Genomic DNA, 11,784 nt, shown 5'->3' on the forward strand with positions numbered 1-11,784 from the left:
GCATATGACAGCGAAGGTGGATCGGACCTATTTTCACGATCCTCCAGTTCATGCATCCCATCAGGGGAATATGCAAAAACTGCCAAATGGTAATCAGTTGATCGGCTGGGGACAGGGACCTTACGTATCCGAGTTTAACTATGCCGGCAATACAAAAGAAGATCCGGCTTTGCATATGATTTACGACATACAATTTCCGGGCGATAATTTTTCCTACAGAGCATTTAAAAATGAATGGGTTGGACTGCCACTAGAACTTCCCGACATAGGAGTGGGGGTGTATGGGAACCATACTGCCATTGTTTATATGTCGTGGAATGGTGCTACAGAAGTGGCAGGCTGGAAGACGCTGGCTGGATGGAACCCTTACGCAATGTCGGTCGTAGTTTGTAAGGAACGGAACGGCTTTGAGACAGCTGTGGAATTAACGGGTGCTTGTCCGTATTTTCAAGTCCATGCAGTAGATGCTGCCGGGGTAGTAATTGGCAAGTCACGGATAGTTTATGTACCTATTGGTATAGTAAAATAAAGTGTTATCAGGCATGGTTACAGTTGGTGCAGAACACGGTGGTCGGTTCCTGTGTGCAAAACAAACGTGAAAGTTCAAATAGTCATGTTAGTTCAAACAATCATGAATGTTTCTTGCGCAGGAACCAGATGTTAACGTTTTGAAAAGAAACGCAGGACCCCGAAAAGTATGACTCGATGGGCAAGCCTGTCATGCACGGAACTGCCAAAATAGTGGATACAGAGACGAAAGAGTCTTTGCCGAATGGTGAACTCAGGGAGATTCTCGTCGTCGGCCCTCAAGTCTTCATTGGTTACTATAAAAATGAAGAAGCCTACAGAAGCACGGTGGTGGATGGAGAACTGCAGTCGGGTGATATCGGATATATTGATGGAAATGGTTTTCTCTATGTCGTGGACCAACTGAAAGATATGGTCATCAGCGGCGGCGAGAATCTTTATTTGGCAGAATTGGAGCAGGCCTTGATTCAGCATCCGGTGATCGCGGACGTAGCAGTTGTGAGTGCGCTGAATGAAAAGTGGGGAGAAGTCCCGAGGGCGTTTGTTGTACAAGCTCCGAATGAAGAGTTGTCCGAAGAAGAGGTAATCAGCTTCAGCAAGGGAAAGCTGGCATCCTACAAAGCGGTGAAAGAAGTAGTGTTTGTGGATGGACTGCCTCGTAATGCCGTTGGAAAAATACTGAAGAATCGCTTAAAGGAAATGGCTGTCAACTGATTCGAATACGAAACAAACAAAGCAACTTTTTGGAGAATGTGCTTTTTGCTGTGCAGATTTTATTCAGCTGTCTTTAAATGATCTAGATATCTTTCGGTGAGAGACAGGATATGTTGCAGCGCCTGCTCGTTCGAAAATGAGAGATGATTTTTATAGGTGATGAGCAATTCTTTCAATGTGGAAAATAGCAATTGGGACTCCCGCTTTGCCTCGACAGAATAGAGAGGCAGAAGCACAAACTCGAAATGCCCGATCAACTTGGAAATCTCTTGATTGGCAGGGAGGGCTGCCCGTTTTCCTGCACTTTCCAACATGAAATAAGCCATCATTTGATAGAGGACTTCTTCATTGAACATGTGGCGGATATAGTATTCCACTAATTCGGAGAGCTCATGGATAGTAGAAATACAAATCATCATTGTTTGCGCTTCAATCTTCATGGCTTCTATATAGAGGCGCTGCTGATCGTCAAAGTATTTATAGAAAAGTGTAGAAGAAACCTCCGCCTCTTTCGCGATATCCCTCATACTAACTACCGAAAAGGGCTTCTGGCTGAATAAATGGACGGCTGGATCGAACCTCCGCCGCTTGTTAAATTGTTTTTTCTCTTCATGGTGTATGGATTTCTCCTTTAGTTTTGTTAGATCTATCATACCCAGAAGAGCAGCCGGCGTCTAATGAAGCTGCCTGTAGAATCTTTATGAAAATATGGAGAGAAGGCGGTTTTTGTGATTTGAATTTTGAGAGCTAAAGTTCTTTTTGAGTTTGATAAAGAATAGAGTTTTTTTGAATTGGGTGGGGACCTGGTACCTGACGCTAAATAATAAGGTCTTTTTTATGTCTTGATATAAAAACTTTGCTGAAGTGATTATAGAAATCAAGAGAAATTCTTTTTAACTAAACGAATAAACTCTTTAGAAGGACCGCTTAAATTATTTTCATCATTATAGGCTACAGCAAGTGTCCAATATGCGTTGGGGCATTGATCAATGTAACAAAAATTGGGAACGATCTGATAATTGAAAAGTGAAACATATGACTCCGGCACAAATGACACGCCTAAACCCGAAGCAACCAGACTAATGGCTGTTTGTACACTTCTGCTTATCAAAAATATATTAGGCTTGATTTTTATTGTGCTAAGTATCTCATCAGATATCTGCCTAACTCTTTGATAAGGATGAGCTAAAATAAATTTCTCGTCCGACAAGCTAGACAACTCAATAAAAGGATAGTTACTCCCCTCTTTATACTTGAACAATTCCTCTAAATGACTTCCCTTATGACATATTATTAAAAAAGGATCCTTTTTTATAGGCAGATAAGTTATTTCATTCGTTTGTAATGGAGAGTGTATTAATCCGATATCCACTTCTGCATTCTTAATTTTCATTTCTATTTGTTTAGACGATCCCTCTTTAATTGATATCTCAATATTTGGATACTTTTTCTTAAATTCATACAAAACTATCGGTAGTATTATTGAGCCAAGATGCACGGTTGTTCCAATACTAATATGGCCTTTTCTCATATAATCAATTTCAAGCAGATCATTCTCAAAGTTTTTATATAAGTTGGTTATCTTAAGAGCTGTTTCTACATATTTATTGCCTGCATAGGTCAAAAAAAGTCCTCTGGCGGTTCGGTTGAAAAGCTTTGTGCCGCATTCTCTTTCTACTCGCAATAAACACTGACTGAGTGACGGCTGAGATATATACAATTTCTCAGCTGCTTTCGATATGCTTTTTTCTTCTGCTATTGCAATTATATAAATTAGTTCTTTCATTGTCACTGCTTTCCTCTCCCTTAATAATTAATTTTGCAATCTTCACTAAACTTATTATAACATAAACACTATATCTAATATGTAAATTTAATATTAGACCTATACGACAGATCTTGATATTATTTAACTACTAAGACAGCTGCTTATCAGGTTAACCTAGATTGAAAACATAGGAGCATACACATGAAGTTTACTCAAGATCAATTTTTTAAGACTTCCGACGGAGCATATATCTATTTTGAGGATATTGGAAAAGGCAGACCATTAATATTGATGCCTGGTTTTTTAGCTACCACTCAATTCTTTGAAAGAAATGTAAGCGCTCTATCAAAGCATTACAGGGTAATCACTTTTGATCCACGAGGGCAAGGACGTTCTTCAAAAAGTATCGGCAATAACACTGTCATTCGAAACGCTCTTGACATTAAAGAATTAGTGGATCATTTGAGATTGGAGGACGTAGTCATCGGCGGGTGGTCACTTGCTTCTTCGGTCGTTGTTAGTTACGCAAAAATCACAGAGGCTTATAAATTGAAAGGGTTAATTTTAATTGACGGCTCATTGCATCCTTTTTCTGATCATCAATGGAATAAGCATCGCTCACGCTCTTACGATGTTGATAATTGGCTTCAGGTCTACATGCCACTTTATCATGAAGCAGATGCATTCTATAATAAATTTATTCAGCGGATTTCCAATGGAAAAATGTCGGATGACGATCGTAACTGGATAATCAATGAGTTCAAGCTGACACCGCCTTGGACAGCCTTGGAGCTACACTATGACTTTTGTCAAACTGATAACTTCAAGACTCTTGCAAGCCTGTCTGTTCCTGTTTCAATATTTGGCGGTGATTCAAACGATTATGGTTTGGATATGGTGGATGCTTATGCAAAAGAAATTAAAGGATATTCAGAAATAAACAAGTTTTATAAGAGTGGTCACATGATGTTTTATTATGAAGCGGATAAATTTAATACGTGTGTTATGTTGTTTATGGAAAAAGTACATGATAAATATAGACTTTAAAAATTAAAAGGTGGGGATTTATAATGAAAAGATTTCTTATGTTTCTTTCTTGTATGATGGTTTTTGGTATGTTGGCCGGTTGCGCAGGAGATAGCGGGAAAGAAAATGGAAGTAAGACTGAGAAGAAAGTAATCAAACTGGGGCATATCGATCCGGCGCAGGATACGGATCCATATCATGTGCTTGCATCAAATTTTAAAAACTATGTAGAAGAATCTTCCGATGGCTCAATTGAAGTTGATATCATTAGCGATGCCCAACTAGGCAGTGAAATCTCTATGATAGAAGGAATGAAAATCCAAACGATTGATGCAGCAGTAATCACAAATTTCAGCTTCGGATCATTTAATCCAAAATTCATGGCATTTGACCTCCCTTATTTATTTGATACTAAAGAGGAAGCTTATAACGTACTAGATGATCAAGATATCATGAGCGAGCTTGAGAATGAGTTGTATGATCAATACGATGTGAAAATTCTATCTTGGGGAGAGGGAGGGTTTAGAAGCGTCATTAATTCCATTCGGCCCATTAGGTCTGTATCTGATCTAAAGGGCATTAAAATCAGGGTTCCCGAAAATCCTTTGTATGTAGACACATTCAAAGCTTTAGGAGCAAATCCTACAACTATGGCTTCAAATGAGGTGTTTACAGGATTACAACAAGGAACAATTGACGGACTTGAACAGCCAATCACACCTATGTACACTTTTAAAACGTATGAAGTAAGTAAATATATTTCTCTCACTGATCACTTTTACTCTCCTATTTCCCTTAGTGTTTCGAGAAGCATATGGGAAAGTCTTGACGAAGAAGAGCGTACTCTGGTAGAAGATGCTGCTAAGAAAGCGGCTGCTGATGAGCGAGTCTCCACTCAGGAGGTTAATGAACAACTTCTTAAGGAAATGGAAGAAAGCGGCGCTGTGGTAAACAATATCGATGATAAAACTCCTTTCCGGGAGTCTGTGCAATCCGTTTATGATAAGTATCAAGAGCAAATCGGAGAAGATCTGATGAAGAAAATCGAATCTAGATTGTCTAAATAAGATTTTAGAAGCCATGGCAGATGCAAATGCAGGAAATGAAAGAACTGCTCTTTTTGCATCTGTCTTACTTTTAATACGAGGAGTAATCAATATGAACAATATCGTGTCTAACATCAATAAGTTCATAAATACTATTTTTATTGTGATTTCGTTGATATTCCTGGCAGTTTTAACTGGCTCGATAGCCGTTCAAGTATACACTCGCTATATTTTGGGCGCTTCGATGACTGGTACTGAAGAGCTGGCTAGATACAGCTTTATTTGGTTAACCATGTTAGGTGCAAGTATTTGTATCAATGAAAACGCCCATGCTACAGTGACTTTATTGAATGACAAGCTAACCGGCAACCTCAAAAGAATTCATAATCTAACTTGTGATGCCATGGTGATGATTGCTGTAGTGGTGCTATTCATTTATGGCTTAAAAATGGTCTTTCTTACGACCGATCAACTGACGCCTAGCCTGCAAATTCCTATGGCTATTGTCTATTTGTCTTTACCTGTAGGTGCTTTTGGAATGATGATCGGTATATTCCATAACTTTATCATACATTACAAAGCAACAGCGGAAGGAGAAAACGAATAATGGAAGCGATTCTACTCTTGGGCACGATGCTTTTATTATTAGCGTTTGGTGTTCCGATCGCGTTTGTCATAGGTTTGTCTAGTATTACCTTCTTGTTGATTACGGATATGAGCCCTCTCATTTTAATTTCTCAACGGACGGTCTTGGGAATAGATAGTTTTCCTTTATTGGCTATCCCTCTTTTCATTTTTGCAGGATATTTAATGGAGACTGGCGGGCTTTCCAAAAGATTAGTATTATGTATTGAAAAAATACTAGGTGGTGTACCTGGAGGCGTAGGGACGGTTACAATCATTTGCTGTGCTATATTTGCAGCTTTGACTGGTTCTGGTCCTGCAACAGTCGCAGCAATAGGAGCCATCATGCTTCCCTCCTTGCTAAATAACGGGTATTCAAAAGCCCAGGCTTCAGGTATTCTCGCTTCGGCCGGAGCACTGGGCCCTGTCATCCCGCCAAGTATAGCAATGATTGTCTATGGCAGTACGATGAACACATCCATCCCGGAAATGTTTATTGCGGCAATTATACCCGGAGTGTTGTTAACGGTTTCTTTCATAGTTGTGAATTTATTAGTGAATCGTAATATAAAAACACAAATTCAAACAGTAGGCAGCAGTTCTCCTAGAGATATTTTCATTTCTATTCGAAACGCGTTTCCTGTTTTGCTTCTTCCACTTATTGTTCTCGGAGGTATTTACAAAGGTATTTTCACTCCGACTGAAGCTGCTGTAGTAGCTGTAGTGTACAGTCTCCTTTTAAGTATTGTCTATAAGGAATTCAAGTTTCACAACTTGATTGATTCTATGAAAAAGACGACTGTCACATCAGGCATGGTAATGTTCATAATGGCAATGTCAGCAAATTTCGGTTGGATATTGTCTGCCGCCAAGATACCTACTTCAATAGCAGATTCTTTGTTACCTTTTTTGGGTAACAAATATATATATATCATTCTGTTATTAGTGATTCTGTTTATAGCTGGATGTTTCATGGAAGTGTTAGCTTTAATTGTAATACTTGGACCAATACTCATACCAATCGGCGTTCAACTGGGAATGGATCCACTTCATCTAGGTGTCACTTTTTGTATCGCACTCGTTACCGGATTGATTACTCCGCCATTTGGCATAAATCTTTTTACAACAGCTGCTGTTGCGAAAACTTCATTTACAGAAGTTGTAAAAGGTGTTTTTCCTTACATGATCGCTGCCTTTGTAACCATTGTAATTTTAGCCTTTGTCCCTTGGTTCACACTATGGCTGCCTAGTTTGATGCCGCAATAAAAATGGGGAAATTGATTCGATTATACACTAATTTCATCAAAACATATAAAAAGGAAGGTAACCACGATGAAGGAATTATTAAAAGGTGTTATAGACATGCATGTTCATTCAAAGCCTGACATAGCGGAACGAGCTTATTCAGATATAGATCTCATGAATGCAGGTATTCGGGTAGGCGCAAGAGCAATAGTGATAAAAAACCACTTTGGGACAAGTATGAATAGAGCCTACTTATTAAATGAAATGAAAACACGAGGAAAACATAAAGAGACGGAATTAACAATGTTTGGGAGCATTACATTAAATAAAGCAATTGGCGGTCTGAATCCTTTTGCAGTCGAAGCGGGTTTAAAGATGGGAGCTAAAATTGTTTGGCTTCCAACAATCCATGCAAGAAATCACATGGAAAAATTAAGTCAAGGAGAAGACGGCATAATTTGTGTACAAGATAATAAAGTAGTTAAGGAATTGGAATGTATTTTGCAATTAATTAAAGAGTATGATGCGGTATTGGCTACAGGTCATCTTTCTCCTGATGAGATTTTTACGGTTGTCAAGGAAGCTAAAAGATTGGGAATTGATAAAATCGTAGTGACACATCCCGAATTTTGGATTGTGGGCATGTCAATGCAAGAACAAATTGAGATCACCCAGAAATACAATGTATTTCTAGAACTTTGCTATGCACAACCAATGCCTGATCAAAGTTTTAAAAATAATCTTCCAGGCAATCTAGAAATCATCAGAAATGTAGGATACCAAAATGTGTTAGTATCGACAGATGGAGGACAAGTTGAAAATCCGTTCTGGGAAGATGCTTTGGAAGAGTATATTACCTTTTTAATGGCTAATCAAATTCCCGTGCAACATATTACTTATATGACACAGGAATTGCCAGCTCGTTTATTAAACTTAATTTGAATTAAGGATTTTTTTTACAGAAATCAGGAAAAGCCGGAGATACTTTTATGGATATCTGAGGAACGAATACCTATTAGACAGTAAGGGATATCTCCAGCATGTATATAGAACGATACGCCTGAACTGTATCTGAATTGCGTTAGGACCTAGTATTTGATACTTTTCGGATAAGAAGCAGGTAGAGCACCTTTTTGTAGAAGGTGCTTTTCTCTGTGCAGATTTTTATTCAGCTGTCTGCAAATATTCTAGATATCTTTCGGCGAGAGACATGGTATACTGCAGCGCCAGCCCGCTCGAAATGCAGGATGTTTTTTTAAGGTGATGAGCAATCCCGTCAATGTGGGAAACAACTATTGGGACTCCAGCTTTAAAACAGCAGGGTACAGCGGCAGAAGCGCAGATATCAATACGCTCGATCAACCTTGAAATCTCTTGATTGGCAGGGAGGGGAGACCGTTTTCTTGCGCTTTTCAACATGAAATGAATTGTGTGAGTACCTTGTTTAAATACTATGAATAAGACTTCCGGCTAGTGAATTCATATACTGATTAATTCTTAGTGTTTCTTCTCTCAAAATACCACGCCAACCGATACTCACAAATCCCCTCAACCCACCTAAACAAAATCTCTTCATGCTCAACATTCACATCCAACCGCAGCACAAACATCCCACCCTCAAACAAAATCTTCCCCTTAGAAGACCCGCTCCACTTAATCATCGGCATATCCTTAATCAATCTCGCAACCTTATCTTCATCATACACACGCAGCGCCTTCCCGCGTTTATCCGTCAAATCAGCATCTCTTCTATAAGGCTTCTCCATCAAATAAGCATGAAAAAACGGCGCTACTTCACTCGGCGTGACTAGCTTATACCAGCCAGCCCGCCCGCGCGACAGCATATACTTCAGCAAAACCACCTTATAACTCTTCGTCATACCTGTACGATTCACTTCGATCAGCCAGTCCCTGTGCGCGGCAAGCACTTCCTTCTCCAGCTCACTCAAATCCCTCGCATGCTCCAGCATCACTGGATACGTCCCGAACTTCTGCTGAATCGCTTTCGAATCTTCTTTCCCTTTCAAATGAAACTCAAGGTACGTCGGGCGCCGCCCAAGTTCTTCTTTCAGCTCAAAATATGCATTGATCAGACGCTGCTGGATCGGCTCGTTCTGTTTCATGGCTTCAAGCAGGTTAATGACAGCCGTGTCGAAATGAAACTCGAAAAAACTAGGTACCGTGAAGGTGACGCTGCAGATTTTTGCAGGGAGTTCATTGTCTTCCGAAAAAACCTGGTATTTCTTTCGCGCATTGCGATAATTACCGATCAGGTCGATGATGACGCAATGCGATTTGCCGTCAGCTATGCGCAATCCCCGTCCGATCTGCTGCGTGAAGACGGTCAGTGATTCGGTCGGCTTTGCGAACAGCAAAGTGTCGACGGACGGGATATCGATTCCTTCATTAAATAAGTCGACGGTGAAGATGATGTCGAGTTCGCCTGATTCGAGTTTTTCTCTCGCTGTCGTTCTCGTATGGCGGTCGATTTTGCCATGAAGGGCGAGTGAGCGATAGCCTGCTTCCTTGAAAAAGTCGCTCAGGAAGACGGCCTGGCGGATCGATGAGCAGAACCCGATCGTGCGGCTTTGTTTATGTTCCTTCCATGCGTTCAGCACCGCTTCTGCATAGCTTTCGCGCAATTGTAGCCGCAACAGTTCTTCTTCATCGTAGCGGTTAATGCGTCATTTCAGATTGCTGTAGTCCGTTTCATCCAGCACTCCGTGATAGATGAAAGGGGAGAGCCACTGTTTTCGAATTGCGTCGAGGTAAATGGATCGAGATGGCTTCGTTGCCATCACACAGGCTGTAGACGTCCTTGTTGTCGAGCCGGTCGGGTAGTAGCGGTCAGGCCAAGCAGGAAGGCCGGCTTGAAGTACTCGAGTACGCGCTCGTAGGTTGTGGCTGCAGCATGATGGAATTCATCCAAGACGATCAGGTCGAATGTATCCGGCGCAAATTGATGAAGGTGATGTTTCCGCGCGAGTGTCTGGATCGATGCGAAGACGAATTCAGTTTCCTTGTCCTTTTGATAGCCGTTATAGATTCCGCTGGTCCTGCAAGGGAAGACGTTTGCGAATGACTGCTGTGCCTGCAGAAGCAATTCTTCACGGTGGGCGATGAACGGTACGCGCTTATAACTTTTTGCGAAGAACGCGGCGAGATAGGTCTTGCCGAGTCCAGTCGCAAGGACCGCCAATGCTTTTTCGTGACCCGCGATGATTGTGTCGTGCAGGGCATCCAGCGCCAGCTGCTGAGCGGGCCGCGGCTCCAAAATCGGAGAAGCGTAGATTTCATTCGGGTCGGCAATCTGCTGTTCCTGACCGGAAGTACCGAATGTCATTTCGATTTCAGATTTCGGATCGAATCCCGCACTGAACGGCAGGCTTCGGTTCAGTTCGTCGTAGCGCTGCCGGTATTTTTCAATCTGTTCCAAATGGACGGGCACCGTGTTCAAAGACAGGAACAGTTTCATGAATTCATCCGCTGCTGTCTCGAAAATATCCGCATCGACTTCAGAAGGGGCATACAGATTCCACTCGATACCGGAAGTCAATGCGGGTTTCGACAAGTTGGACGAGCCAATGATGACCGTCGCGCTGTCTATAGATTTAAACAGATACGCTTTCGGATGAAAAGACGTGCCGCCACTTTCGATCATGCGGAGTTCAGCACCCGGCAGTTCTTCAAATAATAAAGCAAGTGCATCCGGCTATGTGATTGACAGATAATCACCTGTCAGAATTTTGATTTCAGCGCCTCGCAGGGAAGCTTCATGCAATACGGGTAGAACCTCCTTGACGCCCGATTTCATCAGGAAGGCGGTCATCCAGTAGATCGTGTCGGCTTCAGCGGTCAGACGCTACAAGCCGCCGAGCAGGTTTCGCGTGAGCAGGCGCAGTCTAGTCATCCTGCACTTCAACCAGATAGATCCGCTCCGTGAAGCCGCCGCATTTTTCAGCTTTTTCTTTGCGCGCCGTTTCGAGTTCTTCAATCGTGACGCCGTGATGCTGCGCGGCCGCGTAGACTAATTCCAATAAATCCGCGAGCTCCTCGACTGATTCTTCTGCTGTATTGGCCTCTTCATATTCCGCCAGTTCCTCATGCATCTTCCTGTTTACTTCTGCTATGTAAGCTGATTCATTCAATACATACGTCACGCATATTTTCCCGTCCTGTTCGATAATTTCGGGAATAAAATCGCGGACCAATTTATTGTAGACTGGCATGAAAACCCTCTCCCATTCTCTGATATTTCCTACATTCTACCATAGGACAGGGACAAGTATATTTCCTTGCTGGAATCGGTAGTTGTTCAGTGGGGATTTCCGTGGAATTTCATTGACTATAACAGTCGAATAACGAATACTTACCAAGCTTTTTAATCATTGTACAGAAACGCGTTTTTAGAACTACGTTAAAGTATAAATTTCCCTTTTAATGTTTCTCGCACAGGAACCAAATGTTATCACAAGAATACGAGTGGGATAAATATACACCTATGTTTTATGTGTATTCTATGCAACGCTAAGGGGGGCCGGAGATAATATTGCAATTTAGGCTACTCTTTTCTTCTATCAATTAGCAATAAAACTGACAATACCACTATACTAAATATCACTATAAACAAAAATGACAGATATAGCGTCAGAAAGCCTCCAAACGTCTCATCAAACTCTAAAAGAGCAACATCTGGCTCAAAAATTCCGCCCATTGAAATATATCTGGCCACTTCAAGATAAACAATGTGGAAGATAATACTTATCCATAGTGATCCTGTATATTTTCTATATAGCTGCAAAGCAACCCCAAAAGTTAACAGCAATATAAAGT

General features: G+C 41.3%; 12 protein-coding genes and 2 pseudogenes. 8 read left to right on the plus strand and 6 right to left on the minus strand.

Going from position 1 to position 11,784, the window contains the following annotated elements:
- The 3 genes and pseudogenes from GDZ68_RS18140 to GDZ68_RS18365 form a co-directional block, all read left to right on the plus strand.
- Window positions 1-529, plus strand: a pseudogene (locus GDZ68_RS18140) (arylsulfotransferase family protein); the annotation flags it as partial.
- A 164-nt stretch (window positions 530-693) separates the two neighbouring features.
- Window positions 694-816: pseudogene (locus tag GDZ68_RS18415) on the plus strand (hypothetical protein); the annotation flags it as partial.
- A 42-nt stretch (window positions 817-858) separates the two neighbouring features.
- Window positions 859-1,242, plus strand: a complete 384-nt coding sequence (locus tag GDZ68_RS18365) for an AMP-binding enzyme (RefSeq protein WP_408020127.1) — start codon at window positions 859-861, stop codon at window positions 1,240-1,242.
- Window positions 1,243-1,301: 59 nt separating this feature from the next.
- On the opposite strand, the gene GDZ68_RS17775 is transcribed toward GDZ68_RS18365, so the two are convergent.
- Together GDZ68_RS17775 and GDZ68_RS17780 are read right to left on the minus strand one after the other, a co-directional pair.
- Entirely contained in the window at window positions 1,302-1,895 is a 594-nt protein-coding gene (locus GDZ68_RS17775) for a TetR/AcrR family transcriptional regulator (protein ID WP_153723663.1), read from the minus strand.
- Window positions 1,896-2,119: 224 nt separating this feature from the next.
- Window positions 2,120-3,028, minus strand: a complete 909-nt coding sequence (locus tag GDZ68_RS17780) for a LysR family transcriptional regulator (protein ID WP_228551172.1) — start codon at window positions 3,026-3,028, stop codon at window positions 2,120-2,122.
- Window positions 3,029-3,211: 183 nt separating this feature from the next.
- On the opposite strand from GDZ68_RS17780, the gene GDZ68_RS17785 reads away from it, so the two are divergent.
- The 5 genes from GDZ68_RS17785 (at window position 3,212) to GDZ68_RS17805 (ending at window position 7,893) form a co-directional block, all read left to right on the plus strand.
- Window positions 3,212-4,057 (plus strand): alpha/beta hydrolase, encoded by an 846-nt coding sequence (locus tag GDZ68_RS17785; RefSeq protein ID WP_153723665.1) that lies wholly within the window; start codon window positions 3,212-3,214, stop codon window positions 4,055-4,057.
- Window positions 4,058-4,080: 23 nt separating this feature from the next.
- Window positions 4,081-5,103 (plus strand): TRAP transporter substrate-binding protein, encoded by a 1,023-nt coding sequence (locus GDZ68_RS17790; RefSeq protein WP_153723666.1) that lies wholly within the window; start codon window positions 4,081-4,083, stop codon window positions 5,101-5,103.
- Window positions 5,104-5,194: 91 nt separating this feature from the next.
- Entirely contained in the window at window positions 5,195-5,689 is a 495-nt protein-coding gene (locus GDZ68_RS17795; protein WP_194841232.1) for a TRAP transporter small permease, read from the plus strand.
- A complete protein-coding gene (locus GDZ68_RS17800) occupies window positions 5,689-6,972 on the plus strand; it encodes a TRAP transporter large permease (protein WP_153723668.1) in 1,284 nt (427 codons plus the stop codon). The genes GDZ68_RS17795 and GDZ68_RS17800 overlap by 1 nt, the downstream gene beginning before the upstream one ends.
- A gap of 66 nt (window positions 6,973-7,038) precedes the next feature.
- Window positions 7,039-7,893: a DUF6282 family protein gene (locus GDZ68_RS17805; RefSeq protein ID WP_153723669.1), complete on the plus strand. Its 855-nt coding sequence runs from the start codon at window positions 7,039-7,041 to the stop codon at window positions 7,891-7,893.
- Window positions 7,894-8,441: 548 nt separating this feature from the next.
- On the opposite strand, the gene GDZ68_RS18370 is transcribed toward GDZ68_RS17805, so the two are convergent.
- The 4 genes from GDZ68_RS18370 to GDZ68_RS18280 form a co-directional block, all read right to left on the minus strand.
- The gene (locus GDZ68_RS18370) at window positions 8,442-9,605 is read right to left on the minus strand and encodes a helicase-related protein (protein ID WP_330583167.1); all 1,164 of its coding nucleotides are present in this window, start codon (window positions 9,603-9,605) and stop codon (window positions 8,442-8,444) included.
- Between the two features lie 143 nt (window positions 9,606-9,748).
- Window positions 9,749-10,612 (minus strand): DEAD/DEAH box helicase family protein, encoded by an 864-nt coding sequence (locus tag GDZ68_RS18375; protein WP_330583168.1) that lies wholly within the window; start codon window positions 10,610-10,612, stop codon window positions 9,749-9,751.
- A 241-nt stretch (window positions 10,613-10,853) separates the two neighbouring features.
- A complete protein-coding gene (locus GDZ68_RS17815) occupies window positions 10,854-11,180 on the minus strand; it encodes a nucleoside triphosphate pyrophosphohydrolase (protein ID WP_153723670.1) in 327 nt (108 codons plus the stop codon).
- A 332-nt stretch (window positions 11,181-11,512) separates the two neighbouring features.
- On the minus strand, window positions 11,513-11,784 hold a 272-nt coding region (locus GDZ68_RS18280; protein WP_228551171.1), incomplete at its 5' end, for a hypothetical protein.

The organism is Sporosarcina cascadiensis (assembly GCF_009650995.1).
In the GTDB taxonomy this organism is placed as follows: domain Bacteria; phylum Bacillota; class Bacilli; order Bacillales_A; family Planococcaceae; genus Sporosarcina; species Sporosarcina cascadiensis.

What these genes read in the sequence shown, in the direction of transcription:
- GDZ68_RS17805 (WP_153723669.1), top strand. Translation starts at nt 7,039, where the DNA reads ATGAAGGAATTATTAAAAGGTGTTATAGACATGCATGTTCATTCAAAG.
- GDZ68_RS17775 (WP_153723663.1), bottom strand. Translation starts at nt 1,895, where the DNA reads ATGATAGATCTAACAAAACTAAAGGAGAAATCCATACACCATGAAGAG.
- GDZ68_RS17795 (WP_194841232.1), top strand. Translation starts at nt 5,195, where the DNA reads ATGAACAATATCGTGTCTAACATCAATAAGTTCATAAATACTATTTTT.
- GDZ68_RS17780 (WP_228551172.1), bottom strand. Translation starts at nt 3,028, where the DNA reads ATGAAAGAACTAATTTATATAATTGCAATAGCAGAAGAAAAAAGCATA.
- GDZ68_RS17785 (WP_153723665.1), top strand. Translation starts at nt 3,212, where the DNA reads ATGAAGTTTACTCAAGATCAATTTTTTAAGACTTCCGACGGAGCATAT.
- GDZ68_RS18375 (WP_330583168.1), bottom strand. Translation starts at nt 10,612, where the DNA reads ATGATCGAAAGTGGCGGCACGTCTTTTCATCCGAAAGCGTATCTGTTT.
- GDZ68_RS17790 (WP_153723666.1), top strand. Translation starts at nt 4,081, where the DNA reads ATGAAAAGATTTCTTATGTTTCTTTCTTGTATGATGGTTTTTGGTATG.
- GDZ68_RS17815 (WP_153723670.1), bottom strand. Translation starts at nt 11,180, where the DNA reads ATGCCAGTCTACAATAAATTGGTCCGCGATTTTATTCCCGAAATTATC.
- GDZ68_RS17800 (WP_153723668.1), top strand. Translation starts at nt 5,689, where the DNA reads ATGGAAGCGATTCTACTCTTGGGCACGATGCTTTTATTATTAGCGTTT.